Origin of the sequence: Bradyrhizobium sp. CW1 (assembly GCF_023100665.1) — a bacterium.
Classification (GTDB): Bacteria; Pseudomonadota; Alphaproteobacteria; order Rhizobiales; family Xanthobacteraceae; genus Bradyrhizobium; species Bradyrhizobium canariense_D.
In genome coordinates this window covers 4694390-4719526 of record NZ_CP064684.1, presented here as the reverse complement: position 1 = coordinate 4719526, position 25137 = coordinate 4694390, and the positions used below count along the sequence as shown (strand labels likewise).

Sequence of the window (25137 nt, the reverse complement as noted above, 5' to 3'; positions counted from 1 at the left end):
AGCGGAGTGGGCCGATGGATCGTCTCAAGCTGAAGGCCGTGCTCGGCAGTCACCCCCATGTCCAGGCGGTGAAGAGCGGCGAGCTCCGCTCCAACCGCTTCGACCTCGACTTCATCGAATACACGCCGACCAACACTGCGTTCAAACCGATGGTGCGCGAGCAAGCGTTCGACGTCTGCGAGATGGCGATCGTCACCTATCTGATGGCAAAGGCGCAAGGCAAGCCCTTGGTGCTGCTGCCTGCCACAATGCTCGGCCGCTTCCAGCATTCCTACGCGCTCTATAGTCCTGCGCAGGGAACCCTCGGGCCGTCCGATCTCGAAGGCAAGCGCGTCGGCATCCGTTCGTTCACGACTACGACCGGCGCCTGGATCAGGGGCATCCTCGCCAACGACTACGGCGTCAACCTCGACAAGATCCGCTGGGTCACGTTCGAAGACCCGCATGTCGCCGAATATGTCGACACCACCGAGCGCGCGCCGAAGCACAAGAAGATACTTCAGATGCTGCTCGACGGCGAGCTCGACGTCGTCCTTGGTGAGGCCTCGAACGATCCCAAGCTGAGGCCGCTGTTCCCCGATCCGGCCGCGGAAGCCGCCATATGGTACGCGCGCCGCGGCGTCGTGCCGGTCAACCATCTCGTGGTCGTGACCGAGCAGCTAGCGAAATCGCGTCCTGACGTAGTTTCGGGCATTTATGATCTCCTCAAGCAAAATAAGGCGCAGGCGGGGCCTGCGGCAACGCCGGACCTGGTTCCGTTCGGAATCGAAGCGAACAGAAGGTCGCTGGAGTTGATCGTCGACTACGCGTTCCAGCAGGCGCTGATCCCGCGCCGCTATGCGGTTGAGGACCTGTTCGACGCAACAACGCGAGGACTGAACTGATGGCGGGCGATCCCAAGCGATGGCAGGTCGGGCTGGTCGGTTATGGCGAGGTCGGCAGGATTCTGGCCGAGGATTTGCGCCAGCAGGACATCAAGGTCACAGCCTTTGACATCAAGCTCGCGGGCGAGCAGGGTGGTTCGCTGCACGAGCATGCTGAAAAATTCGGTGTGGGGCGCGCAGCCTCGCACGCCGAGCTGACCGCCAAGTCCGATTTCATCATCTCCGCGGTCACCGCGAGCCAGGCCGTGCCGGTGGCAAAGGCCTGCGCGGCCGCGATCAATCAGGGCACCTGGTTCCTGGATTTCAATTCGGCGTCTCCCGCCGCCAAGCAGCGCGCTGCCGCGCTGATTGATGGCGCCGCCGGACGTTATGTCGAGGGCGCGGTTATGACGTCGGTGCCGCCTTATCGCATCAAGGTGCCGCTGCTGCTCGGCGGTCCCGGGGCCAGGGAGCTGGAGCCGCTTTTGAACGCGATGGGTTTTGCGGCCAGGGTTGCGAGCGACAAGCTCGGTGTTTCATCGGCGGTGAAGATGTGTCGCAGCATCATGATCAAGGGGCTGGAGGCCATGGTCATCGAAAGCTTCACCACCGCGCGCGCCCATGGCGTCGAGGATGCGGTGCTGGCTTCACTGGCGGAAACCTTTCCCACGATCGATTGGGAGAAGCAGGGTGCTTATTGCTTCCAGCGTGTGATCGAGCATGGCCGCCGCCGCGCCGAGGAAGTACGCGAGGTCGCCGAGACCGTGCGTGAAGCCGGGCTGACGCCGTGGTCCGCGCAGGGCACCGCCGAGCGGCAGGCCTGGGTGGCGGACCTCGCCGACGAGGGCCTGTTCGGAACGAAGGGTACCAAGGAGTTCGCCCGCAACGCTGACTGGCGCACCGAGGCGGACCGAATCCTGGCGAAGATCAATCGCGAGAAATAGGGCGGCTCTTGCTCAGGATTTTACGGTGCAACAGCCCGTGAGCTCGTCGCGGACGTGTTCGATCAACGCCATCAGGTCTTCGGACTTCCGGGCCAGCCGATCGTTCGCGACTTGGGTCCGGTATTCCGCGCGGATCACCCGAATGCACTTGTCGGCGGTGTCGAGCGTCAGGAGCATGCGCGTCAAGTCATCTTGGGTCCGGATGCTCGCCAGATCGAGGTTTGACAGGACATGCCCGATGCCGTCGAGCCGTATTATAGCGGCATCGCCGGGCGTTCTCGCTCGAATGGCGCGATGGTCGATGCTGCTGAATGCGCTGAACATGTCGATGCTTCCCCGTTGAATGCAGACTTCAGTGCAGGTTCTGCTTTGAACGGCACCGCGGGACTGGCAATACGCTCAGCTATCGGCAATCAGCGCGGATCGACTATCCGGTATTCTACCGGATTCGGAATATGAGAGCGATCGACGGTAACATCTAACGGAAATAACGCGGCAATTCGCCCCGCTTCAATGCAGATATGCGTCCAGAGCGGCTCAGGAGCCGGGGCGGAACACAGTGGGCCGTTGCCGCGCAAAAGTCTGCCGGCCGCTCTTGAAGCCCATTACGACATCCGGCAGCTCGGCGACGGCGAAGCGGCTGTCTTGCGTATCGAGCACGATGAGATCGGCGGGGTTTCCGACCTTGATGCCGTAATCCCCAAGGTTCATCAGCCGCGCCGGCAGCTCGGTCACGAGATCAAGGCAGGTATCGAAGTCGTTCACCGAGGCATGCGCGACGTTGGCGTAGAAATTCGCCATTCGCAGCAGTGAGGCATCGCCGAACGGCGTGAAGGGATTGAGCACGTTGTTGGTCGCGATCGAGCACAGCACGCCGTCGGCGGCGAGCTTGTGGGCGAGCGTCAGCCCGCGTGGCGCGTTGTGGGTCGCTTCCCGCCCCATCAGGTACAGATCGGTTGCCGGCAGCACGGTGACGGCAACGCCAGCCTTGGCCAGCTGCGCGGTGGCGGCCCTCAGCCGCTCCGGTGGCAGTGCGGAGAGTTTCGTGGCGTGGCCGATTGCCACGCGCCGCCCATAGTTGCGCCGCTCGGTCTGCCGGCAGACCTCGTCGAGGTGCCACCAGGAGGGATCGAGATCGAAATCGAGATGGAGATCGACGTCTAGGTCGAACGCCTCGGCGAGGTCGAAGATGCGTGCGAGATGGGCGTTCGGGTCGGTGTCCGTGTAGGGGCAGCCGCCGATCACCTCCCCACCATCGCGCAGCGCCTGGATCAGAAGCTCCTCGCTGCCGGGATCGTTGGTGAGGCCTTCCTGCGGAAAGACACAGAGCGACAGGTCGATCGCCCAGGCATAGTCACGCTTCAGCGCCTTCACCGCCTCGAAGCCGCGCAATCCGATGCGGGGATCGATCTCGACGTGGGTTCGCATGCGCGTGGTGCCGTGGACGATGGCACGTTCGAGTACCCGGGCGCCGCGCGCGTAGACGTCCTCGACCGAGAAACCCTTCTTCATCTCGGAGAGGGCGCGGATCGCTTCGGAGACGCTGCCGTGATCATGCCCGCAGCGGCCGAGCAGGCAGGCCTTGTCGAGATGGATGTGGCTGTCGACGAAGCCGGGCAGGGCGAGGCGTCCGCCGACATCGACTTCGGCGGCCTCGCAAGCGAGCGTCGGTTCGATGGCGGTGATCCGGCCGCGCGTGACGCCGATGTCCATCGGGTCGGCGGCACCACGCAGCAAGGCGTTGCGAAAGATGAGGTCAAAGGCGGATTGGGCGGTCATGGCTCTTGCGGAAGGAATTTAGTGCATTCGGCCGCGTTTGGCGGCTCCAGATTGTCGGCAGTGTAGCGACGGAAATGTTCAAAATATATGCACGTATTCCCCGAGAGCGGCGCTAGTATTCGCAAGCCCTGGAGAATGAGCCATGTCCGCTGCCGCAAAAGCCGAAGCCGGCCCGTCGTCCGACGCCGAGATCGTGGAAGCCTATCTCACGGCGTCGATGATCCCCGATCCGGACGCCGCGGCTGCCTATATGGCGCCGGGCACGGTGATCACCTTTACCGGTGGGCGCGAGTTCGATCATCCGCGCGGCCCGACCGCTTTCAACGCCAAGCGCTACCGCTGGGTCAAGAAGAAGATGGACCGTTTCGACGTCTGCCCCGGCGACGGCGAGACCGTGGTCTATAGCGTCGGCACGCTCTACGGCGAATGGATGGATGGGTCCGCGTTCGAGGGCAACCGCTATGTCGACCGCTTCGTGGTGCGGAATGGCCAGATCACCAAGATGGACGTCTGGAACGACAGCGCCGAGCGGATCCTGGTCCAGCGCGGCATCGACGCGTAAGCGCCATCCTGGCGCTTGAGCGCCCCGACTCCAGGGGGACAAAAGGCCGGTCCACCCTATCGCAAGCCGCGATAGCTGATAGGTGCAAGCTCGTCTGGCGGCTGCCGCGCGCCTGCGCTATCAACGGCGCGATTGCTGCGCCCGGCATGGGGGCGCAAGCCTCCTCAAGGAGTTCCCGATGCGTTTACCCACCGTTGTCCTGGCCCTCACATGCCTTGCAACTGCCGCCTCCGCCGAAGACCTGTCGGGTACGCTTCAGAAGGTCAAAGAGACCAAGAAAATCACGCTGGGCTACCAGGAGGCCTCGGTCCCGTTCAGTTATCTCGACGGCAACCAGAAGCCGGTCGGCTTTGCCATGGATATCTGCCTCAGGATCGTGGATGCCGTGAAGAAGCAGCTCGGTATACCCGACATCGCCGTCGACACCCTCGCCGTGACATCGTCGAACCGGATTCCGCTGATGGTCAACGGGACGCTCGACCTGCATTGCTCGGCGACCACCAACAATGCCGATCGCCAGAAGCAGGTCGCCTTCACCAACACGCACTTCCTCAGCGCCACGCGATCTGCGGCCAAGAAAGCCGCAAAGATCAACACCATCGACGATCTCAAGGGCAAAGCGGTGACGGCGGTGGCCGGCTCGGTCAACCTGACGCAGCTCGCCAAGGTTAACACCGAGCGCAATCTCGGCATCAATGTGATGCCGGCCAAGGACCAGGCCGAAGCTTTCCTGCTGCTGGAAACCGATCGCGCCCAAGCCTACGCGCTCGACGACGTGCAGCTCGCGGTCGCGATCGCGCGCTCGAAAGAACCACAGCTCTTCATGATTAGCGAGGAGACCTTCTCGAAGCCGGAGCCTTACGGGATCATGCTACGGCGGGAGGACGCGCCGTTCAAGGCGCTCGCCGACCGCGCGACTGCAGAGCTGTACGCGAGCCCGGAGATCGAGGCCCTCTACAAGAAGTGGCTGGAATCGCCGACGCCGCCGAACGGCCTCAATTACAACGTCCCGATGTCGGGCGCCTTGCGCAACGCCTTCAAGAAGCCGAGCTCAAGCTTCGATCCCGATGTGTACGTGGTGAATTGAGTGAGGGCGCCACGGCGCTGGTTGTAATCGGGCTGCGTGTCATCCTGCCCTCGCTCCTTGCGGGAGAGGGCAGCTCCGCTGGTTGATGCAGCTCACTGGGGTGAGGGGTTTGTCTCCGCGGAAGCAGACCCCTCATCCGGCGCTTCGCGCCACCTTCTGCCGCAAGGGGAGAAGGAAAGAGAGCGAGCCGCACGGGCGGAATGCTTGCGACGCTAGGCGTTCGAATATTTCTTCAGCTCGAACCGCGCGATCTGGTTCCTGTGGACTTCGTCCGGGCCGTCGGCGAGACGCAGCAAACGCGCGGTCGCATAGGCCTGGGTCAATCCAAAGTCGTTCGACGTGCCGCCGCCGCCATGGGCCTGGATCGCCCAGTCGATGATCTGGCAGGCCATGTTGGGCACGGCGACCTTGATCATCGCGATCTCCGCTGTCGCCACCTTGTTGCCGACGGTGTCCATCGCGTATGCGGCGTTGAGCGTCAGCAGCCGGGCCTGCTCGATCATGATGCGGGCCTCTGCGATGCGCTCCTGCGTCACCGTCTGCTCGGAAACCGGCTTGCCAAAGGCGACGCGGCTGCGCACCCTCCGGCACATCTTCTCCAGCGTGCGTTCGGAAAGCCCGATCAGCCGCATGCAATGGTGGATGCGGCCGGGGCCGAGGCGGCCCTGCGCGATCTCGAAACCGCGGCCTTCGCCCAGCAGCATGTTCTCCTTGGGGACACGCACGTTGGTGAAGACGACCTCGGAGGCACGGTCGGGCACGCCGTAGAAGCCGAACACGGGCAGGGCACGCTTGACCTCGACGCCCGCTGTGTCCATCGGCACCAGGATCATGGATTGCTGCTTGTGGCGGTCCGCATTGTCGGGATCGGTCTTGCCCATGAAGATGCAGATCTTGCAGCGCGGGTCGGTCGCGTTGGTGGTATACCATTTGCGGCCGTTGATGACGTAATGGTCGCCCTCGCGAACGATCGAGCTTTCGATGTTGGTCGCATCGGATGAGGCGACGGCAGGCTCGGTCATGGCGAAGCAGGAGCGGATTTCGCCTGCGAGCAGCGGCTTCAGCCAGCGCTCCTTGTCCTCCTTCGTGCCATAGCGCTCCAGCACCTCCATGTTGCCCGTGTCGGGCGCCGAACAGTTGAAGACTTCGGGTGCGAGATGCGAGCGGCCCATGACCTCGCAGAGCGGGGCATATTCGAGATTGGTCAGGCCGGCACCGTGGCCGGAGTCCGGCAGGAACAGATTCCAGAGGCCTTCGGCGCGCGCCAGCGGCTTCAGCTCCTCGACGACCGGATAGACTTTCCAGGGACCCAGCTCCTCCGCCTCGCGATAAAAGCGCTCCTCATTGGGATAGATGTGCCGATCCATGAAACTGTCGAGCTTGCGCTTGAGCTCGACGACTTTGGGGGACATCGGGTAGAGCATCTTTGGCCTCCTCGATCGATGGGCGGGGCGATGCGCGGTCGGCTCAAGCGACGCGATACTCTCTGAATTTCTCGCGCAGGGCCGATTTGAGCACCTTGCCGGTGCCGGTCATCGGGAATTCGTCCAGAAATTCGACGGCGTCAGGCATCCACCAGCTCGCGATTTTCGGACGCATGTGGTCGAGCAACGTCTTGCCGTCGACGGTCGCGCCCTTTTTGCGGACGACGAGGAGCAGCGGCCGCTCCTGCCATTTCTCATGGTTGATCGCGACCACGGCGGCTTGCAGCACATCGGGGTGAGACAAGGCCACGTCCTCGAGTTGGATCGAGGAGATCCATTCGCCGCCGGACTTGATCACGTCCTTGGAGCGGTCGGTCAGCGTGACGTGGCCCTGGGGGTCGATTACGGCCATGTCGCCGGTGATCAGCCAGCCGTCGCGGTCGAGGCCTTCGTCGAGTTTCATGTAGCCGGACGCAACCCACGGTCCCCGCGCGCGCAGATGGCCGACGCTCTTGCCGTCACGCGGCAGCTCGTTGCCGCCGTCGTCGACGATGCGCAAGGCGGTGCCGAAACAGGCGCGGCCGGACACCTGGCGGCGCTCGAACTTCTCCTTGTCGTCGAGATGCTCGGAGCCTGGCCGCAAGCCCGGCATCGAGCAGCCCAAGGCTTCAGTCATGCCCCAGGCCTGGACGTAGTCGATGTCATATTCGCGCTTGAGCTTCTCGACCATAGCGCGCGGCGGCGCCGAGCCCGACGACAATGTTGCACGAAGTGTCGAGAACCTGTTGCCGGTGCGCCCGAGCCAGTCGAGCAGGATCAGCCAGAAGCTCGGTACGCCCGCCGACAGCGTCACCTTCTCGCCTTCGAGCAGTTCATAAAGCTTGTCGGGCTCGTAATTGCGACCGGGCAGCACCAGCTTCGAGCCGGTATAGGGCGCGGTGAACGGCATGTTCCAGCCGTTACCGTGGAACAGCGGCGCCATCGGCATCATCACCTCGCGCACGCCTTCCAGGTGCCCGGGCAGGAAGTCGAAATTGCAGGAGACCATGGTCTGCAGGATCGCGGCGCGGTGCGAATAGATCACGCCCTTCGGATTGCCCGTCGTGCCGGAGGTGTAGCAGATGGTGGACGCCGATTTTTCGTCGAACTCCGGCCAGGCGAAGCCGGCGTCGTTCTCGTTCTCCAGCAGCTCCTCGTAGCAATGCACGTTGGCAAGCTTGGTCTGCGGCATCCGCTCGCGCGAGCACATCACGACATAGGCTTCGATCGATGTGAGCTGCGGCGCGATCGCCTCCACGATCGGCAGCGTGGCACGGTCGATGAACAGCAGCCGGTCCTCGGCATGATTGACGATGTAGACGAGTTGTTCGGGAAACAGCCGCGGGTTGATGGTGTGCAGCACATATCCCATGCCCGGCGCGGCGTAGAACATCTCGAAATGCCGGTGCGTATTCCAGGCCAGCGTGCCGACGCGGTCACCGGACATCATGCCGAGCCTCTTGAGCGCCAACGCCATGCGCTTGATGCGCGGATGTGCGTCGGCATAGGTATAGCGATGGATGTCGCCTTCGATCTCGCGAGCGACGACCTCAGCCTCGCCGTGATAGTCGGCGGCATACTGGATCAGGCCGCTGATCAGGAGCGGCATATCCATCATCAATCCCTGCATCGTCTCCTCCGGACCGCCATGTCGCTGCATGACGTACGCTTGTGATGTGCGCTTGAGGTTAGCGGAACGCCACGCGACGTTCACGCAAAAAGCGAGAGACGCGATTGCATGCGTCACTTTTTCAGGGCTAACTGATGCGAGCTGCCGGCGAAGCAGTGTCCGCCGGGGGAGGAAACGGATGTCAGCGCAAAGACACAAGACCGGCGCAGCCGGCGAATCTACAATCGACATTGCCGCACTCCGAGCGCGCTATCGCGACGAGCGCGATCGCCGTCTGCGCGCCGAAGGCAAGGCGCAATATGTCGAAGTGACCGGCGAGTTCGGGCGCTATCTCGACGATCCCTGGGCCAATTCCGGATTTGCCCGCGAGGCCGTCAGCGAACAGACCGAGGTGCTGATCGTGGGCGGCGGCTTCGGCGGCCTTCTGTGCGGCGCGCGACTGCGCGAAGCTGGCATCGATGATTTCCGGGTCGTGGAAAAGGCCGCCGATTTCGGCGGCACCTGGTACTGGAATCGCTACCCCGGTGCGGCCTGCGATACCGAGAGCTACATCTACCTGCCGTTGCTGGAAGAGACTGGCTACATGCCGGTGCGCAAATATGCGCGAGCCCCCGAGATCTACGAGCATTCGCGCCGCATCGGCCGTCATTTCGGCCTCTATGAGCGCGCGCTGTTTCAGACCGTCATCACCCACATGGAATGGCGGGAGCAGGAGGCACGCTGGCTGGTCGAGACAGATCGCGGTGATTGCATCCGCGCGCGCTTCGTCATCCTTGCTGGCGGCCCGCTGAGCCGTCCGAAGCTGCCGGGCATTCCCGGTATCGAAAGCTTCAAGGGACACAGCTTCCACACCAGCCGCTGGGATTACGCCTACACCGGCGGCACGGCCGAAGGTGATCTTAGTGGTCTTGGCGACAAACGCGTCGGTATCATCGGCACCGGGGCCACCGCCGTGCAATGTGTGCCGCATCTCGGCCGCTCGGCCAAGGAGCTCTACGTCTTCCAGCGTACGCCGTCGGCGATCGGCGTGCGCGACGACCGCCCGACGGATCAGAGCTGGGCGCAGGGGCTCAGGCCCGGCTGGCAGCGCGAACGCATGGACAATTTCACCGCCGTGATCTCGGGCGAGCCATTCGAACAGGATCTGGTGCAGGACGGCTGGACCGGCCTGCTCGGCGAGATCCTGCTGGCGCCGCGCCGCCAGCCGCAGCCGGTGACTTCGATCGAGGAGGCGCTCAAGGTCATCGAGCAGGCCGATTATCGCAAGATGGAAGAGATCCGAGCGCGCGTCGATGCGATCGTCAAGGATGAGGCGACGGCTTCGGCGTTGAAACCCTGGTACAAGGCATTCTGCAAACGGCCGTGTTTCCACGACGAATATCTCGACACCTTCAATCGTCCCAACGTGCATCTCGTCGACACCAGGGGACAGGGCGTCGAGCGCATCACCGAGAACGCGGTCGTGGTCGACGGCAGGGCTTATGAGCTCGACTGCCTGATCTATGCCAGCGGCTTCGAGGTCGGCACCGACTACGCCCGCCGCATGGGCTTTGAGGTCTACGGCCGTGACGGCGTGAGCCTGTCGGCGCGCTGGCGCGATGGCGTCAAGACGCTGCACGGCTTCTACAGTCGCGGCTTCCCGAATTGCTTCCTGATCGTCATGGTGCAGGCCGGCCAGAGCGCCAACTTCCCGCACATCATCGACGAGCAGTCGCAGCACATCGCCTATGTGATAGCCGAGGCGCGCAAGCGCAAAGCCCGGACGCTGGAGCCGACGCTCGATGCCGAGAACGCCTGGGTCGAGGAGGTGGTCAAAGCTGCGCTCGGCCGCCAGACCTATCTCGCCGAATGCACGCCCGGCTATTACAACAATGAAGGCGTGTTCGATCCGATCGCGGCGAGAAACAGCCAGTATTGGCGCGGGCCGGTGGCATTCCTGCGGCTGCTGGACAAGTGGCGCCAGGAGGGCAATTTGGATGGACTGGAACTGTCGTATGATCACGCCATGGAGTCGGCGCCTTCGTCCGGGTAAGCTCGGGCATTGGATCACCCAGGGAGAGGACGTCGGACATGATCAGGGGCAGAACTGTAGCTGCGGCGGTTTTTGGGGCGATGACGCTGCTCGGCTGCCTGGCGCCCGCCGCCCACGCCGCGCAATGCGGCAGTTCGTCGGCCGGCTTCGAGGCCTGGAAGAGCGAGTTCAGCGCGGAGGCGCAGGGCAAGGGCGTCGGCCAGACTGCGCTCTCGGCGCTGATGCAGACCAATTACGCCAGTGCCACCATCGCGGCCGACCGTGGCCAGCGCAGCTTCTCGCTGACGCTCGACCAGTTCCTCGCCAAGCGCGGCGCCACCACCATCGTTGCCAAGGGTCGCCAGCTCAAGCAGTCGCAAGCCGCCTTGTTCACCTCGATCCAGCAGCGCTATGGCGTCCCGCCGGGGCCGCTGATCGCGATCTGGGGCATGGAGACCGGGTTCGGCAGCCAGCGCGGCAACCAGAACATGCTCTCTTCGATCGCGACGCTCGCCTATGACTGCCGCCGTCCCGAATTCTTCACTGAGCAGCTCTATGCGGCGCTGAAGCTGATCGATCGGGGCACGCTGTCGGGGGCAACCCGCGGCTCGATGCACGGCGAAGTCGGTCAGACCCAGTTCATGCCCAAGAACATCCTGGCCTACGGCACCGGCAATCTCGAAGTTGCCGCCAATGCGCTGAACTCGACGGCGAATTTCCTCAAGGCCCATGGCTGGCGTGCAGGAGCGGGTTACCAGCCGGGCGAGCCGAATTTCGCTGCCATCGAAGCCTGGAATGCCGCCGGCGTTTATCAGAAAGCGATCGCCCTGATGGGACGGCAGATCGACGAGGGCGGAGGTACGGCCGCCTCGCGCTGACCAGAGCCGCGTTTCGAAGGGGCTCAAGCTTCTTGGTTTTGGCGCGTTTGCTTTATGCGAACCGGCATCCACTTCGCTTGAGAACGCTCCTGCTCAGCAAGGCGTGATGCGCCGGCAAGAGAAAGTTGTTGCCAACTGGAACCGACGGCACGAGGTTTGCTTTGATCGAACAGGGCTGGGCATGAGGAGACTCAACATGGCAACCCAGATCGTGATGGACCAGACTGGCGACACGCGCCACGAGTTTGATCCTGGCAATGCCGAAGCGCTGGCGCGAGCCGAGCGGCGCTTTCGGGAGCTGACCGGAGCGGGCTTCACCGCCGCGCTGCGAACCGGACCTGGCGAAGTCACCCGGATCCGATCGTTTGACCCGACCGCGCAGGAAACGCTGTTCTATCCCCGCCTGGTTGGCGGTTGATCTGAGCTGCTCATGATCGCGGCAGTTTGGCTCCGTGGGCCGGCGCGTGCGCGTCTGCATGCGCTCCGCGAACTCTATCGGCGCTTCTTCGGCGAGAACACGCCGGATGCTCGCGGTCGCCGGCTCCTGGCCGAATGGCTGTCACCGGCGCAGCGCGCCCAATTCGAGCAGCACCGGTATTTCGATGTCGTCGGCGGCGATACCGGCAAGACCTATCGCATCCATTATGGCACCGCCGCCAACGTCCATGAGATCGACGAGGCCGGAAATGCGACGATGGGGTGGTGCTTCGTCCCGTCAGGCTTTCTCGTTCCCGGCGACGTGATGCTCGCACAGAAGATCGCGCTCGAAACCGACGAAAGGGGAGCTCTCGCGCTCGCCAACAGGTTTCCGCCAGCGACGCATTCGGAGCACTTCTACCGGCGGCCGTTCTAGGGCGTGGGCTATCAGTAATGGGTGGAGCGATAGGCATCCACCGCGTGCGCTGCAAAGACGCCGACGCTGCAAAGCGCGAGCAAGGCCGAGATCAGCTCGATCATAGTTCGTCCTCCTGCGGCGGCAGGGCGACGAGGTGCTGACAGCAGGAATAATCCCAGATCAGGTTGAGGAAGAATTGCATGGTGGCCGTCCCTGTATGCTTTTGACAACGAGATAACCGACCATCTGTTTCAGGCGTGTTTCGTCGCATCTGGAAACGGGTTTCTTGGGGAACCCCGGGCTGGTTTGTGCGCTGCGGAGCCGCTACATCCCGCTCTTGCTCAATCCCATTAGCCGCGAGGCGGCGCATCACATTGCGAGGCGAAATCATGGCGCAGGTCGAGTGGTTCGACGATCTCACCATTGGAATGCAGTTCAAATCCCCCGAAGTTCACGTCACCGAGGCCGACATCAAGCGGTTCGCGGCCGAGTTCGATCCGCAGCCGATGCATCTCGACCACGAAGCCGCCAAGCAGACCCTGTTCAGGGGTCTCGCTGCCTCGGGATGGCACACCGCCGCGATTGCCATGAGCCTCGCGATCCAGACCCGTCCGTTCGGCCCGCATCCGCTGATCGGTGCCGGCGTCGACGGGCTGCGCTGGACCATCCCGGTGCGGCCCGGCGACCGCCTGCATCTGGTCGGGGAGGTCATGAGCCTGACGCCATCGAAGTCGAAGCCGCAGGGCATCGCACTGGTGAAATGGACGATGTTCAATCAGAACGGCGAGGAGGTTTACACCTTCACCCCGATCGCGATCGTGCCGCGGCGAACCGCCTGAAGCCCTTGCGGGTCACCGGCAGAGGTGGTCATCTCTGTCCGGGGAACACGCTGGAGGCTGACATGAAACGATATCTTCTCGCCGCCGGGCTCCTGGCAGGCGCCTTGAGCGCAGTCGCTTTGACCGCAAGACCGGTGCAGGCGCAACAATCCAAGGTCGGCGACTGGACCATCGAAAAGCGTATGCAGGACGCGCATTGCAATGCGAGCCGCGGCTACAAGGACAAGGAAGACGAGAACCGGGACTACGTCATCGTCATCACCTATTCCGAGAAGGCGATCGTGATCGTGATGATCTATGACGGTTGGGAGTGGGACAAGGTCGGCGAGATCCTCCGGGCCGATGTCGGCACCGACGACGCCGATATCATGAAGAAGGCGAAGTGGGAGGTCATGGACAAAACTACCGTGCGCGGCATCTTCGAATACGAGCAGTCCATGATGGACCGGCTGTCCAAGGCCAAGCGTCTCTCGCTCGATTTCGAGGACGATGACGACGACAGCATCGAGATGCAGGTGCCGCGTGCCGGTGAAGCGCTGGCGGCATTGAAATTCTGCGAGGAGAATCGCAAGTAAACTGCCGGAGCCGAATGCGAGGCCGGCGGGATCGGTGGCGACAGGGTTCTGCGGTGCGCGCGCTGCCTGACGCATCGCACGCGTGACTCATCGCACACAGTCCGCGCGCTGTTCGCATTTATCCTAGTCTTTGGCGAAAACGTCCAAGCCGCATCCTGCGGTTGACGTTACGCAAGGACGATGTTCGATATTCCAGCATTTCGTTGCAACGTTTTCTCCCAGTCGAAGGCGGCCATTGAACGGCCCGTCTCCTTCGCCAGTCCCCGGATCGCGATCTTTCTCGCACGCCCGAGCCATACGCAGATTGCGTCGTCCGGCCGATGACAATCCTCCACGCAAATCGATTCTCGTCCCTTGTCGGCGAGATCTACGACGCCGCGGTCGATCCCGCGCTGCGCAGCGGGGTGCTGGAACAGGTTTCGCATTTCGTCGGCGGATGTGCCGCGACCATCCTGTCCAGGGACAGAGCCAGGCTCTCGATCGAGATCCACGAGCATTTTGGCACCGAATCCCGCTTCCGCCAGCTTTATCGCGACCGATATGTGGAGCTGGACCCTCTGCTCGATCGCCATTTTACGCTCGTGGCGGAGCAGACGATCGGCGTAGCCGACATCATGCCTCAGGCGGATTTCCTGGCAACGAGCTTCTATCGCGAGTGGGTGGAACCGCAAGGAGCGATAGACTTTGCAACCGTTGCACTCGAGAAGTCGGACACGCGCACCACAATCCTGCAGGTGTTGCGCCACCGGTCGCGCGGAATGGTTGACGAGCCGATGCGTGAGCGCATGCGGCTGCTGGCTCCGCACCTTCAGCGCTCCAGGATCATGGGCCGACAGATCAGGGCACGCTCGCATACCGTGGACGACCTTGCCGAGGTCTTGGATGGGCTGAGCACGGCGATCTGCCTGCTCGACGCAGATGGCCGCGTCGTGCATGCCAACGCAGCATGCCGCGGGCTGTTCGCCGATGCCAGCCTGCTCGCAATGGTCGGCGACCGGATCGTGGCCCGCAACACCCAGACCGACAAAATATTCCGCGGCCTGAGCGAAATCGATGCAGGCAACGAAACTCGTTCCGCCGCCCGCCGTCAGATCGAGCTTGCGACATCAGTCGATGGACAGCATTATCTGCTCCACGCCTTTCCCTTGAAGCGCTATCGCACTCCATCGCGAGATGCTGCAGCCACGGTGCTGTTCGTTCAGAAGGCATCGGCGGCGACATGGCTCGCGGCTGATGCGATTGCGGCGGCCTTCAGGCTGACACCGTCCGAACTGCGTGTTTTAATGGCCATTATCGAGATTGGCGGTGTCCCCGACATTGCGGCAAAGCTCGGCATCGCCGAGACGACGGTGAAGACGCATCTCGGGCGCCTGTTCGAGAAGACCGGCGCCGGCAGGCAGGCCGACTTGGTCAAGATCGCCACCGGCTTTGCCGTTCCATTCGCGCATCGAACGAATGGCGGTGACGACGCCGTGTGATCCATTTCACAAGGCTCGCCGATACGTGCCGCGATCTCAATGCATTGTGATGAGCCCAGCTCCCGTGTCCTCCGAATGCAGGACGCGAGTCATTTGATACTTTCGTATATCGCGATCCAGAAAAGTGAAGAGCAGCAAGCGCCACGAAGAGATGCGACGACGGCGTCAAACGCGAGTGTGAGGAAACGACAGCGCACGGCCGGACCTGCTCGTCGGTTGGAGGATTGCAGTGAGCCAGTTTGATTTTTCCATTATTAATGTTTCGACGAACGAAATTCCCGAAAACGAGCGTATCCCGCTGCTTCGCGATTTCTACTGCCGCGGGGTGTTGAAGGCGGAGGTCGAGGCGAGAGAAGGAAAGCCGGCTACGGCGAGCTTCACGTCCCACGTCTTGCCGGAAGCCCAATTGCTGATCGGAGGATTGTGCGGAGCGCGCGTCAGTCGCACCAAACACCTGGTTGCCGATGGCGACGACAGCCTGGCCCTGATCGTGAATCGATCTCGCGTACTTGGAATATCCGAGCGGGGACACGATCTGAGCCTTCGTGCAGGGGAGGCGGTCCTGACCAGCGCGGAGGACGTCACGACGTTCGAGCGATTGTCGCTGGGTAGCTGCTTCTCCCTACGCGTGCCGAGACGCGTGCTGGCGCCGATGATCGTGGATGTCGATGACGCGGTAATGCGTGTCATGCCGGAGAGCTCGACAGGACTTCGATTGCTGGTCAACTATGCGGAGACACTGGTGCGGGAGAAGGCGTTCGCGACGCCAAATTTGCGCCAGCTCGGGGTCGGGCATCTGCACGATCTTCTGGCAATCGTTCTCGGTGCCACCAACGAGCCCCGGGAGCTGGCCGGGCGGCGCGGCGTGAAGGCGGCACGGCTGCAGAAGGCCAAAGTCTCCATCGCCAACAATTGCTGGCGGCAGGACCTGTCGGTGGCCACAGTCGCCCAGGAGCTCGGCGTGACGCCGCGTTATCTCCAGCGCCTGTTCGAGGCCGACGGCAAGACGTTCTCGTCCTTCGTGATCGAACAACGCGTCAAGCGCGCCCATCGCATGTTGCGGGAACCCGGATACGCCGAGCGGACGGTCAGCTCGATCGCCTACGATGTCGGCTTCGGCGATCTCTCCTATTTTAACCGCTGCTTCCGTCGAACTTATGGCGCCACGCCCAGTGACGTCAGGAGCGGCGAAATGTCGTGACCGCGCACGACTGAGTTTCAAGTCAAATGCCGCTTGGAGACGGCAGGGGCGGGCGTGCGCCGCCCCCAGTTGGAGTGTTGCATGCGCCGTTTTTTCTTTGATCTTATGATCGGCAATATCGTGAAGATCGATCCGGGCGGCATGGTGTTCGAATGCCCCGAAGCGACATTCGTGGTGGCCAACGAGATGGCAAGCCACCTGTTCGTCTGGCGCGACGATTTGCGCGACCGCGATGCCTGCATCCGGGTCAGAAACGCCGACGGGCGCGAGATCTATCGCGCCGCGGTCTGGTCGGAGAATCTGGAGAAGGTCGGCTGGGACGAGATGTGAGCATCCCGGTGCGGTATCGCGACTCTGCATCAGTAGCACCCGAAACGAATATCCGCTCGTTACCGGCCGACGCCTCATCCGATCGGAGGATGCCGCATGCTGTGGTTGTGGTATGCTTGGTGATATTGATCACCCAGGCCATTTATAGCCATGCACGGACCACGGAAACTGCCCGACCTGGTCGAGGCCATCTACGATGCCGGGCTCGATCCCTCGCTGTGGAATAACGTCGTCACCGGCATCCGCGACTTCGTCGGCGGCCAGGCCTGCGGGCTGTTTTCCAAGGACTCGATCAGCAAATTCGGCGTCACGCACTATTATTGCGGGGCGGACCCGCACTACATCCGGCTCTATTCCGAGACGCATTCGAAGTTCGATCCGCTGACGGTCCTGCCGCCGCATGGCCAGATCGTCAGCATCCCGGATCTCGTCAATTTCGATGAATATCGGCGAGGACGCTTTTACCAGGAATGGATGCGGCCGCAGGGTTGCAGCGATGCGGCTAACGTCGTGCTCGAGAATTCGAATGCGAGCTGCCCCGTGATGATGACGGTGCTGTCGGGCCGCCGGATGGTGGATCCGGTGATGAAGCAGCGCCTCTCGCTGATCTTGCCGCACGCCAGCCGAGCGTTGCTGATCAACCGCGCCATGACCTCGCAACTGACGCTGGCGACGGCGTTGGCGGAGGTCCTGGACAATTTGGCCTGTGGCATCTTCCTGCTCGATGGCTTCTGCCGGGTGGTGCACGCGAATTCCGCAGGGCACGCCTTGCTTGCGGCCGACGATCTGGTTCGGTCCGTTGCCGGGCAATTGGTGACCAGCAGTGCGGAGGCCAATCAGACACTGTGGGAAGCGTTCGCGACCCGCCATGAAATTGCGCTGCTTGCCGCAAAGGGGCACGCGTTTTCGCTGCTTTCGCCTTCGGGCGAGCGCTACGTCGCGCACATCCTGCCGCTGTCGTCCGTCCTGCGGGACGGCAGCGAGCGGGTGGTCGATGCCGTCGGTGCGCTGCTGCTGCGTAAGGTATCGCTCGGCGGACAGTCCTATGGCGAATTGATCGCGCGGACATTCGACCTTACGCCGGCCGAGCTGCGCGTGTTCCTGTCGATCGTCGAGGTTGGCGGCGTCCCGGAGACGGCGGTCGCGCTTGGTATCGCGGAAACGACGGCGAAGACGCATCTGCATCGCGTGTTCGCCAAGACGGGCGTTTCGCGTCAGGCCGATCTCGTTAAGCTCGCGGCAGGATTCTCCAATCCGCTTGTGAATTAGACTGTTGAATTTTGCCTTCACGATTGAACCTTTCGCTCCCGCGAAAGACTCACGGAAGCCGCCAGGCATGAAGAACATTTCGCCATCTCCATGTGTCACCATTGGCTCTTCCGATGCCCCGACCTCCAAAACCGTCCGAGTTGATCGAGACTATCTATGACGCGGGTCTCCACCCGGAGTTGTGGAGCGAGGTCGTTGTCAAACTCAATGCCTTCATTGGCAGCCAAGCCTGTGGTCTGATTTCGAAGGACCCGGTCAGCAAATCAGGCGCGACGCATTATTATTGCGGGGTCGATCCGTACTACATTCAGCTCTATGCGGAGACCTACTCCCGATACGACCCGCTTGCTCGGCTTCCGCGCTATGGCGAGGTGCGCAATATCCCTGATCTCGTGGATTTCGACGAATACCGCCGCGGCCGCTTCTACCAGGAATGGCTGCGCCCCCAGGGCTGCGTCGACGTCGCCAACGTGGTGCTGGAGCAGTCGAAGTCGCCGTGTCCGATGCTAATGACCGTGATCCCGGGCAGGGAGATGCTCGGCGCGGAACAGCGGGCGCGAATGCAGTTCCTGGCTCCGCATGCGAGCCGGGCGCTGTTGATCAACCGGGCGATCGAGCGGAAGCAGCAGCGCGCGGTCGCGCTTGCCGACGTCGTGGACCGACTGAATGCCGGTGTCATCCTGCTCGATTCGACCTGTCATATCATCCACAGCAATCCGGCCGCGGCGATGATCCTAGACGTCGACGATGTCCTGCGGTCTGTCTCGGGCAGGTTGGTGGCAAGATCTTCCGCTGCTAATTCAGCCTTGCGCGATATTTTCCGTGACACCAGCGAGGTCGCGTTGGCGGCATCTTCGGGACGGAAAATTCCGTTGATGTCGCATGACGGTTCCTACTACGTCGCGCAAATCATCGCGCTGCCATCATTGCTGCGCGACGGGGTGGCCGAGCGCAGTTCGGCAGTGGGAGCCCTGTTCATCTGGAAAGCGGAACTCGACGGCCGCTCGTGTGCCGGGCTCATTGACCGCACCTTCGAGCTCACGCCTGCCGAACTGAGGGTCTTGCAGTCAATCGTCGATGTCGGCGGCGTGCCGGAGACGGCGGTTGCGCTCGGTATCGCCGAGACGACGGTGAAGACGCATCTGCATCGCGTGTTCGCCAAGACCGGCGTTTCTCGTCAGGCCGATCTCGTCAAGCTCGCAGCTGGATTTTCCAATCCGCTCGTGCACTGAGACGCGTTCAAAAACGCAGGCGAGTCGCCGTAGCTCGCAATAGGTTCAATCACAAGCATCATTAGAAAGTTATCGCACGTCGTTCGATCGAATGACGCGATTTTCCGCGTTGTCTTCTACTAGACGTCACACGATCTGTTGTTCGACCTACCAGACATTTTTGTGAAGCAACTCACTGCGAGCGGAAACGAATTCCGTCAATCTCTCGTGCAGGTTGAGAGGAGATTGTCATGCGGACGGCGTCACCAGTTCTGACAGGAAGATTCCGCGATATCGTCGCCCGCATGGGCGCGGTACTCCGCGCGCAGCGGGAAATCGACGCGGAGCGCGTGTTGCGGCGCTATCGCCACCTGCTGGACCAGCCGCACGAAGCGCCGTCTTTGAATGAAATTATTCCCGTTTCCCGTGAAGAGGATATCTTTGAAAATGCCAACGGAGTTGATCCGCGCGAGCGCACGAGCGACCACCCCAAATTCGAACGTGCGTAACGCCAGCATCGTCGCAATCGCGCTGACGGCAGCGCTCGTCGCTCTCCAACTGGTCGGCCTCGCGATGCTGGAGCGATCTCATGCTTACGCGCAGCCGTCGGTTCCACTCGTGCCGGCCGTTTGCACCGAGAGCGCCGATGTCCCCGTCTCGCAAATTCCCTACGATTGATCGGAGGGCAAATTGTGCCTGATGTCACGACTCTGATGCTGCTCAGCGTTGCCGTGTTCGCCGGCGCCTTTGTCTCCGGACTCTCGGGATTTGCCTTTTCCGCGGTAGCGGGCGCCATCCTGCTCCGGGTGTTTCAGCCGCTCGAAGCCGTACCGCTGATGATGGCGTGCAGCATCGGCGTGCAGGCCACCAATCTGTGGTCGCTTCGGCGCAATATCCGCTGGGAAGGCAGTCTGCTGCTGATCGTCGGCGGCTTGATCGGCGTTCCCATCGCGGTGTCGCTGCTCCAGAGCACCGATACGCATCTGCTCCGGCGCGGCTTCGGCATTATCGTTGCGCTCTATGCGGCCTACATGCTGCTGCGGCCGACGCTGGTGACGGCCGGCGAGGCGGTCGGGCGGCACTGGGTCGCGTTGATCGGGTTCGGTGGAGGACTGGTCGGCGGACTGACCGCGATGCCGGGCGCGATCCCGACGATCTGGTGCGACATGCGCGGCATGCCCAAGAGCGAGCAGCGCGGCCTGGTGCAGCCGTTCATCGCCGCGATGCAGCTGTTCGCGATCGCGCTGCTGTTCGGACATCTGGATCTGTCGTCAAAGGTCTTGGTCGATCTCGCGGTTAGCCTGCCGGCGCTGTTCGCAGGCTCCGCGCTGGGCGTGATCGCGTTCCACAGGGTCAACGAGACGGTCTTTCGCAAGACCGTGCTCGTTTTGTTGTTGCTGTCGGGGATTTCCCTGATTTAGTGCCCGACGGGTTGCACCGGCGCCGCGCTGGTGTCGCTGCCGTGATGCGTCAGCGGCTTCATGCCAGTGACGGTCCGCAGCAGCACATAGAACACCGGCGTCAGGAACAGGCCGAATACGGTGACGCCGATCATGCCGGAGAACACGGCGACGCCCATGGCGCGCCGCATCTCCGAGCCGGCCCCGGTCGAGAGCACCAGCGGCAGCACGCCCATGATGAACGCCATCGACGTCATCAGGATCGGGCGCAACCGCAGCCGGCTCGCCTCGATTGCGGCCCGGATCGGGGTGCGGCCTGCGAATTCGAGCTCGCGCGCGAATTCGACGATCAGGATCGCGTTCTTGGCCGAGAGTCCCACCAGCACGATCAAGCCGATCTGGGTGAAGACGTTGTTATCGCCCTTGGAGATCCAGACACCGAACATAGCAGCCAGCAGACCCATCGGCACGATCATGATGATCGAGAGCGGCAAGGTCAGGCTCTCATAGAGCGCGGCCAGCACCAGGAACACCAGGAGGATCGCCAGCGGAAACACCCACAGTCCGGAATTGCCGGCGATGAACTCCTGATAGGTCAGGTCGGTCCATTCGAAGGCAAAGCCGGGCGGCAGCGTCTCCGCCGCGATCCGCGTCGCGACCTCCTGCGCCTGTCCGGAGGAGAAGCCGGGAGCAGCCGCCGCGTTGATATCGGAGGACAGGAAGCCGTTGTAGCGGATCGCCCGCTCGGGTCCCGCGCTCTGGCGAACGCTCAAGAGCGCCGAGAGCGGCACCATGTCGCCCGAGGACGAGCGCACCTTCAACTGCCGGATGTCGTCGGCGCGGGCGCGGAACGGCGCGTCGGCCTGCACCCGGACCGAATAGGTGCGGCCAAACTTGTTGAAGTCGTTGACGTAGTAGGAGCCCAGGTAAATCTGCAGCGTGTTGAACACCTCCGTCACGGGCACGCCCAATTGGAGCGCCTTGGTGCGGTCGATGTCGGCGAACAGCTGGGGCACGTTGACCTGGAAGCTCGAGAACACGCCGGCGATCTCCGGCGCCTTCTGCATCGCCGCCATGAACGCCTTGGTCGCCTCGTTCAGCGCCTCATAGCCGAGACCGGCACGGTCCTCGATCTGCAGCTTGAAGCCGCCGATGGTGCCAAGGCCGTTGACCGGCGGCGGCGGGAACATGGCGATGAAGGCTTCCTGGATGCCGGCATATTTCTTGTTCAGCTCGGCCGCCAGCGCGGGGCCGCTGAGCGAAGGATCCTTGCGCTCGTCGAACGGCTTGAGCGTGGAGAACACGATGCCGGCATTGGAGGAGTTGGTGAAGCCGGCGATCGACAGGCCCGGAAAGGCGACCGAACTCTCGACACCTGGCTGGGTCAGCGCGATGTCGCTCATCTTGCGGATCACCTCTTCAGTGCGATCGAGCGCTGCGCCGTCGGGCAGCCGCGAGAAACCGACCAGATACTGTTTGTCCTGGCCCGGCACGAAGCCGCTCGGCACCTGCTGGAACAGAAGCGCGGTCACGCCGACCAACACCACATACAGTCCCATCACTGCGGCCTTGCCTGATATCACCTTGGTGACGGTGCCGCTGTAATTCTCCGACGAGCGTGTGAACACCTTGTTGAAGCCACGGAAGAACCAGCCAAGGCCCTTTTCCATGATGATCGTCAGCCGGTCCTTCGGCTCATTGTGTCCCTTGAGCAGCAGCGCCGACAACGCAGGCGACAGCGTCAGCGAATTGATGGCGGAGATCACGGTCGAGATCGCGATCGTCAGCGCGAACTGCTTGTAGAACTGCCCGGTGAGGCCGGAGATGAAGGCGAGCGGCACGAACACCGCGATCAGCACCATCGCAATCGCGATGATCGGCCCCGACACTTCGCGCATCGCCTGGTAGGTGGCGTCGCGCGGCGACAGCCCTCCCTCGATGTTGCGTTCGACGTTCTCGACTACGACGATGGCGTCGTCGACGACGATGCCGATTGCGAGCACGAGCCCGAACAGGCTGAGCGCGTTGATCGAGAAGCCGAACACGTGCATGACCGCGAATGTACCGACGATCGACACGGGCACCGCCAGCAGCGGAATGATCGAGGCGCGCCAGGTCTGCAGGAACAGGATCACCACCAGCACCACCAGCGCGATCGCCTCCAGCAGCGTGTGAATGACGGCCTCGATCGAGGAGCGCACGAACTGGGTGGGATCGTAAACGATCTGGTAGGACACGCCTTCCGGCATATTCTTCTTGATCTCGGCCATGGTGGCACGGACATGATCGGAGATCTCCAGCGCGTTGGAGCCGGGCGCCTGGAAGATCGGAATCGCCACTGCCTGCTTGTTGTCGAGTAGCGAGCGCAGGCCGTATTCGGACGCGCCGAGCTCGATGCGGGCGACGTCGCGCAAGCGCACGACTTCGCCACGCGTACCGGTCTTGACCACGATGTCGCCGAATTGCTCTTCGTTCGCAAGCCGCCCTTCCGCGTTGACGGACAGCTGCAGGTCGATGCCCTTGACATTCGGGGAGGAGCCGACCACGCCGGCAGCGGCCTCGACGTTCTGCGCCTGGATCGCCTTGACGATGTCGCTTGCGGTGAGCCCGTGTTCGGCAGCCTTCTGCGGATCGACCCAGACCCGCATCGAATAGTCGCCGGCGCCATAGAGCTGGACGTCGCCGACGCCGTCGATCCGTGCAAGACGGTCCTTGACATTGAGCACGGCGTAATTGCGCAAATACGTCATGTCGTAGCGGCCGGTGGGCGACAACAGATGCACGACCATGGTGAGGTCGGGCGACGACTTCTTGGTGATGATGCCGAGCTGCCGCACCACGGCGGGCAGGCGCGGCTCGGCCTGCTGCACACGGTTCTGCACCAGCTGCGTCGCCTTGTCAGGATCGGTGCCGAGCCGGAATGTCACCGTCAGCGTCATCGCGCCATCGGTGGTCGCCTGGCTTGACATGTACAGCATGCCTTCGACGCCGTTGATCTGCTCTTCGATGGGAGTCGCCACCGTCTCGGCGATCACCTTGGGATTGGCCCCGGGATAGGTCGCGCGCACGAGGACGGAGGGCGGCACGACATCGGGATATTCCGAGATCGGCATCGCGAACAGCGAGATCAGGCCGGCGAGGAAGATCAGGACCGAGAGCACACCGGCAAAAATCGGACGATCGATGAAGAACTTCGAGAGATTCATGGCTTTGCCCCTGCGCGAGAGACGACCCTCCCGCCATTCCCGGGCGCGGGAAAAGCCCGCAAATCCGGAAATCCAGAAGTGATGTCTTGGTAGTTCAACAAATTCGACATTCCGGCTCGCGCTGCCCGCGCGCTCCGGAAGCGGAGAATGCTAGCGTTGCACCACCTCCTGTTTGCTGTGGTTGGAGGCCTGCTGCGGCCCGCGCGCGCCCATCGACGCGATCTCCGTCTTGAGCAGGGCGCCGGGACGCACGCGCTGGATGCCGTTGACGATAATGCGATCGCCGGTCTTCAGTCCCGCCGTCACGATACGCAACCCGTCGACCGAGCCGCCGAGGGTGATCGGCCGGTAGACCGCGCGGCTGTCGTCGCCGACCGCCATCACGAACTTCTTGTCCTGGTCGGTACCGATCGCGCGCTCGTCGATCATGACCAGCGATTGCTGCTTGGGCTGGCCCATGCGCACGCGGGCGAACTGGCCGGGGATGAGACGCCCGTCCTCGTTTCTGAACACCGCGCGGACACGGATGGTGCCGCTCTGGCCGTTGACCTGGTTGTCGATGAGCTGGATGTGGCCCTTGGCCGAGAGGCCGCCTGAGGTCGTCATCTCCACCGGGATCTGGTCCAAATTGCCGCGCTTGCCGGAGACATCTGCGATCGAGTTCAGCGCCCGCAGCACCACCTCCTCATCCGCATCGAACGACGCGTAGATCGGATTGACCGAGACCAGCGAGGTCAGCACGGGGGAGGCGGTGCCGGCGGCGACGAGATTGCCGACGGTGATTTCGATCTTGCCGACGCGGCCGTCCACGGGTGCACGTACCTCGGTGTAGTCGAGATTAAGCTTTGCGGTCTGGAGCGTCGCCTCGGCTGCCTTCACGTTGGCGATGGCCTCGCGGTTGGCGTTGTCGCGCTGGTCGTAGTCGCGCCGCGTCACCACGGCGTTGCCGACCAGCTGCGCGCCGCGCTCAAGTTCATTCTGCGTGAACACGACGCGCGCTTTCGCAGCTTCGAGCTGGGCCGCGGCCTTGTCGACCTCGGCTGCGTAGGGCGCCGGGTCGATCTTGAACAGGATGTCACCAGCCTTCACCAGCGCGCCTTCGATGAAGTTGGCCGACAGGATCGCGCCGGCCACGCGCGGGCGAAGCTCGACGCGTTGAATGGCCTCGAGCCGACCGGAGAAATCGTCCCACAGCACGGTCTGCTTTGGTTCGATCAGCGCGACCGTGACAGGGACGGCTTGCTCGGCCGCGGCGGTCGCGGTCGCCTGCGCGGCACGAAAGTAATGGCCGGTCGCGATCGAGCCGGCTACGGCGAGAGCGCCCACGATGGCGACGCCGCCCAGAAGGCGGCGGACATGGCCGGGGCGAGAGGTATTTTGGGAGGGGGGCATTTGCGCTCCAGATATGTAGTGTTCACTACAGATGTGGAGCTGGATACCGCAGCGCAAGATACTTATGTACCATTCGCTAAGAAAATTGTAGCGGTTTACCGCAAGAATTGGCAAGTGGAAGAGAAAATAAAGCGAGAACAAAGAGATAGGGTCCGGCGTTAGGGTCAGGGACGACGCCGATTTC

The 25137-nt window shown here is 62.8% G+C and carries 25 protein-coding genes; 18 read left to right on the top strand and 7 right to left on the bottom strand.

The genetic code is table 11. The annotated features are described in order from the left end of the window. The first annotated feature begins 14 nt into the window (after positions 1–14). Positions 15–884 carry an ABC transporter substrate-binding protein gene (locus IVB54_RS23295; RefSeq protein ID WP_018459295.1) on the top strand — a complete coding sequence of 290 codons (870 nt, stop codon included), beginning with the start codon at positions 15–17 and terminating at the stop codon, positions 882–884. After that, entirely contained in the window at positions 884–1807 is a 924-nt protein-coding gene (locus tag IVB54_RS23290; RefSeq protein ID WP_018459294.1) for an NAD(P)-dependent oxidoreductase, read from the top strand. The genes IVB54_RS23295 and IVB54_RS23290 overlap by 1 nt, the downstream gene beginning before the upstream one ends. A gap of 12 nt (positions 1808–1819) precedes the next feature. Here IVB54_RS23290 and IVB54_RS23285 read toward each other — a convergent pair whose 3' ends face one another. Beyond that, the gene (locus tag IVB54_RS23285; RefSeq protein WP_018459293.1) at positions 1820–2131 is read right to left on the bottom strand and encodes a hypothetical protein; all 312 of its coding nucleotides are present in this window, start codon (positions 2129–2131) and stop codon (positions 1820–1822) included. 213 nt (positions 2132–2344) lie between these two features. Beyond that, on the bottom strand, positions 2345–3586 hold the full coding sequence (locus tag IVB54_RS23280; RefSeq protein WP_247776462.1) for an amidohydrolase family protein: 1242 nt from the start codon (positions 3584–3586) through the stop codon (positions 2345–2347). Positions 3587–3728: 142 nt separating this feature from the next. Between IVB54_RS23280 and IVB54_RS23275 the strand changes: the two genes are divergently transcribed. Together IVB54_RS23275 and IVB54_RS23270 are read left to right on the top strand one after the other, a co-directional pair. Further along, entirely contained in the window at positions 3729–4148 is a 420-nt protein-coding gene (locus IVB54_RS23275) for a nuclear transport factor 2 family protein (RefSeq protein ID WP_018459291.1), read from the top strand. Between the two features lie 178 nt (positions 4149–4326). Further along, on the top strand, positions 4327–5235 hold the full coding sequence (locus IVB54_RS23270; protein WP_018459290.1) for an amino acid ABC transporter substrate-binding protein: 909 nt from the start codon (positions 4327–4329) through the stop codon (positions 5233–5235). 212 nt (positions 5236–5447) lie between these two features. Here the strand turns inward: IVB54_RS23270 and IVB54_RS23265 are convergent, their stop codons facing one another. Then, positions 5448–6659, bottom strand: coding sequence for an acyl-CoA dehydrogenase family protein (locus IVB54_RS23265; protein ID WP_018459289.1), 1212 nt, complete (start codon positions 6657–6659; stop codon positions 5448–5450). Positions 6660–6702: 43 nt separating this feature from the next. Beyond that, the gene (locus tag IVB54_RS23260; RefSeq protein WP_026233773.1) at positions 6703–8328 is read right to left on the bottom strand and encodes a long-chain fatty acid--CoA ligase; all 1626 of its coding nucleotides are present in this window, start codon (positions 8326–8328) and stop codon (positions 6703–6705) included. Positions 8329–8506: 178 nt separating this feature from the next. On the opposite strand from IVB54_RS23260, the gene IVB54_RS23255 reads away from it, so the two are divergent. From IVB54_RS23255 to IVB54_RS23240, 4 genes are all read left to right on the top strand, one after another. After that, entirely contained in the window at positions 8507–10360 is a 1854-nt protein-coding gene (locus tag IVB54_RS23255; RefSeq protein ID WP_018459287.1) for an NAD(P)/FAD-dependent oxidoreductase, read from the top strand. 38 nt (positions 10361–10398) lie between these two features. Beyond that, positions 10399–11217: a lytic murein transglycosylase gene (locus tag IVB54_RS23250; protein ID WP_026233772.1), complete on the top strand. Its 819-nt coding sequence runs from the start codon at positions 10399–10401 to the stop codon at positions 11215–11217. Between the two features lie 196 nt (positions 11218–11413). Further along, positions 11414–11635 carry a hypothetical protein gene (locus IVB54_RS23245; RefSeq protein WP_007592399.1) on the top strand — a complete coding sequence of 74 codons (222 nt, stop codon included), beginning with the start codon at positions 11414–11416 and terminating at the stop codon, positions 11633–11635. A 12-nt stretch (positions 11636–11647) separates the two neighbouring features. Beyond that, positions 11648–12070, top strand: coding sequence for a hypothetical protein (locus IVB54_RS23240; protein WP_018459285.1), 423 nt, complete (start codon positions 11648–11650; stop codon positions 12068–12070). Positions 12071–12170: 100 nt separating this feature from the next. Here the strand turns inward: IVB54_RS23240 and IVB54_RS23235 are convergent, their stop codons facing one another. Continuing rightward, on the bottom strand, positions 12171–12443 hold the full coding sequence (locus tag IVB54_RS23235) for a hypothetical protein (protein ID WP_018459283.1): 273 nt from the start codon (positions 12441–12443) through the stop codon (positions 12171–12173). Between IVB54_RS23235 and IVB54_RS23230 the strand changes: the two genes are divergently transcribed. The 10 genes from IVB54_RS23230 (at position 12442) to IVB54_RS23185 (ending at position 20376) form a co-directional block, all read left to right on the top strand. After that, positions 12442–12891 carry a MaoC family dehydratase gene (locus tag IVB54_RS23230; protein WP_018459282.1) on the top strand — a complete coding sequence of 150 codons (450 nt, stop codon included), beginning with the start codon at positions 12442–12444 and terminating at the stop codon, positions 12889–12891. The genes IVB54_RS23235 and IVB54_RS23230 overlap by 2 nt on opposite strands. Positions 12892–12953: 62 nt before the next feature. Further along, positions 12954–13466: a hypothetical protein gene (locus tag IVB54_RS23225; RefSeq protein WP_018459281.1), complete on the top strand. Its 513-nt coding sequence runs from the start codon at positions 12954–12956 to the stop codon at positions 13464–13466. A gap of 320 nt (positions 13467–13786) precedes the next feature. After that, a complete protein-coding gene (locus tag IVB54_RS23220; RefSeq protein ID WP_018459280.1) occupies positions 13787–14944 on the top strand; it encodes a LuxR C-terminal-related transcriptional regulator in 1158 nt (385 codons plus the stop codon). A gap of 229 nt (positions 14945–15173) precedes the next feature. Then, positions 15174–16145, top strand: a complete 972-nt coding sequence (locus IVB54_RS23215) for a helix-turn-helix transcriptional regulator (protein WP_247776461.1) — start codon at positions 15174–15176, stop codon at positions 16143–16145. 81 nt (positions 16146–16226) lie between these two features. After that, positions 16227–16475: a hypothetical protein gene (locus IVB54_RS23210; protein WP_204510928.1), complete on the top strand. Its 249-nt coding sequence runs from the start codon at positions 16227–16229 to the stop codon at positions 16473–16475. 150 nt (positions 16476–16625) lie between these two features. Continuing rightward, positions 16626–17744 carry a helix-turn-helix transcriptional regulator gene (locus IVB54_RS23205; RefSeq protein WP_018459277.1) on the top strand — a complete coding sequence of 373 codons (1119 nt, stop codon included), beginning with the start codon at positions 16626–16628 and terminating at the stop codon, positions 17742–17744. 113 nt (positions 17745–17857) lie between these two features. Further along, positions 17858–18976: a helix-turn-helix transcriptional regulator gene (locus tag IVB54_RS23200; RefSeq protein WP_026233770.1), complete on the top strand. Its 1119-nt coding sequence runs from the start codon at positions 17858–17860 to the stop codon at positions 18974–18976. A gap of 230 nt (positions 18977–19206) precedes the next feature. After that, positions 19207–19464 (top strand): hypothetical protein, encoded by a 258-nt coding sequence (locus IVB54_RS23195; protein ID WP_026233769.1) that lies wholly within the window; start codon positions 19207–19209, stop codon positions 19462–19464. Next, on the top strand, positions 19457–19633 hold the full coding sequence (locus tag IVB54_RS23190) for a hypothetical protein (RefSeq protein WP_018459274.1): 177 nt from the start codon (positions 19457–19459) through the stop codon (positions 19631–19633). Before IVB54_RS23195 ends, IVB54_RS23190 begins: the two co-directional genes overlap by 8 nt. A 14-nt stretch (positions 19634–19647) precedes the next feature. Further along, on the top strand, positions 19648–20376 hold the full coding sequence (locus tag IVB54_RS23185) for a sulfite exporter TauE/SafE family protein (RefSeq protein ID WP_026233767.1): 729 nt from the start codon (positions 19648–19650) through the stop codon (positions 20374–20376). Here IVB54_RS23185 and IVB54_RS23180 read toward each other — a convergent pair. Together IVB54_RS23180 and IVB54_RS23175 are read right to left on the bottom strand one after the other, a co-directional pair. After that, the gene (locus IVB54_RS23180) at positions 20373–23561 is read right to left on the bottom strand and encodes a multidrug efflux RND transporter permease subunit (RefSeq protein ID WP_018459272.1); all 3189 of its coding nucleotides are present in this window, start codon (positions 23559–23561) and stop codon (positions 20373–20375) included. The genes IVB54_RS23185 and IVB54_RS23180 overlap by 4 nt on opposite strands. Positions 23562–23711: 150 nt before the next feature. Continuing rightward, positions 23712–24953: an efflux RND transporter periplasmic adaptor subunit gene (locus IVB54_RS23175; protein WP_026233766.1), complete on the bottom strand. Its 1242-nt coding sequence runs from the start codon at positions 24951–24953 to the stop codon at positions 23712–23714. Positions 24954–25137 lie beyond the last annotated feature (184 nt).

Bases quoted from the DNA above. Each gene is read 5' to 3' on its own strand.
- IVB54_RS23175 (WP_026233766.1), bottom strand. From the start codon at position 24,953: ATGCCCCCCTCCCAAAATACCTCTCGCCCCGGCCATGTCCGCCGCCTT.
- IVB54_RS23200 (WP_026233770.1), top strand. From the start codon at position 17,858: ATGCCCCGACCTCCAAAACCGTCCGAGTTGATCGAGACTATCTATGAC.
- IVB54_RS23235 (WP_018459283.1), bottom strand. From the start codon at position 12,443: ATGATTTCGCCTCGCAATGTGATGCGCCGCCTCGCGGCTAATGGGATT.
- IVB54_RS23205 (WP_018459277.1), top strand. From the start codon at position 16,626: ATGCACGGACCACGGAAACTGCCCGACCTGGTCGAGGCCATCTACGAT.
- IVB54_RS23260 (WP_026233773.1), bottom strand. From the start codon at position 8,328: ATGCAGGGATTGATGATGGATATGCCGCTCCTGATCAGCGGCCTGATC.
- IVB54_RS23270 (WP_018459290.1), top strand. From the start codon at position 4,327: ATGCGTTTACCCACCGTTGTCCTGGCCCTCACATGCCTTGCAACTGCC.
- IVB54_RS23245 (WP_007592399.1), top strand. From the start codon at position 11,414: ATGGCAACCCAGATCGTGATGGACCAGACTGGCGACACGCGCCACGAG.
- IVB54_RS23275 (WP_018459291.1), top strand. From the start codon at position 3,729: ATGTCCGCTGCCGCAAAAGCCGAAGCCGGCCCGTCGTCCGACGCCGAG.
- IVB54_RS23220 (WP_018459280.1), top strand. From the start codon at position 13,787: ATGACAATCCTCCACGCAAATCGATTCTCGTCCCTTGTCGGCGAGATC.
- IVB54_RS23290 (WP_018459294.1), top strand. From the start codon at position 884: ATGGCGGGCGATCCCAAGCGATGGCAGGTCGGGCTGGTCGGTTATGGC.
- IVB54_RS23210 (WP_204510928.1), top strand. From the start codon at position 16,227: ATGCGCCGTTTTTTCTTTGATCTTATGATCGGCAATATCGTGAAGATC.
- IVB54_RS23180 (WP_018459272.1), bottom strand. From the start codon at position 23,561: ATGAATCTCTCGAAGTTCTTCATCGATCGTCCGATTTTTGCCGGTGTG.
- IVB54_RS23225 (WP_018459281.1), top strand. From the start codon at position 12,954: ATGAAACGATATCTTCTCGCCGCCGGGCTCCTGGCAGGCGCCTTGAGC.
- IVB54_RS23250 (WP_026233772.1), top strand. From the start codon at position 10,399: ATGATCAGGGGCAGAACTGTAGCTGCGGCGGTTTTTGGGGCGATGACG.
- IVB54_RS23280 (WP_247776462.1), bottom strand. From the start codon at position 3,586: ATGACCGCCCAATCCGCCTTTGACCTCATCTTTCGCAACGCCTTGCTG.
- IVB54_RS23255 (WP_018459287.1), top strand. From the start codon at position 8,507: ATGTCAGCGCAAAGACACAAGACCGGCGCAGCCGGCGAATCTACAATC.
- IVB54_RS23285 (WP_018459293.1), bottom strand. From the start codon at position 2,131: ATGTTCAGCGCATTCAGCAGCATCGACCATCGCGCCATTCGAGCGAGA.
- IVB54_RS23230 (WP_018459282.1), top strand. From the start codon at position 12,442: ATGGCGCAGGTCGAGTGGTTCGACGATCTCACCATTGGAATGCAGTTC.
- IVB54_RS23195 (WP_026233769.1), top strand. From the start codon at position 19,207: ATGCGGACGGCGTCACCAGTTCTGACAGGAAGATTCCGCGATATCGTC.
- IVB54_RS23295 (WP_018459295.1), top strand. From the start codon at position 15: ATGGATCGTCTCAAGCTGAAGGCCGTGCTCGGCAGTCACCCCCATGTC.
- IVB54_RS23240 (WP_018459285.1), top strand. From the start codon at position 11,648: ATGATCGCGGCAGTTTGGCTCCGTGGGCCGGCGCGTGCGCGTCTGCAT.
- IVB54_RS23265 (WP_018459289.1), bottom strand. From the start codon at position 6,659: ATGCTCTACCCGATGTCCCCCAAAGTCGTCGAGCTCAAGCGCAAGCTC.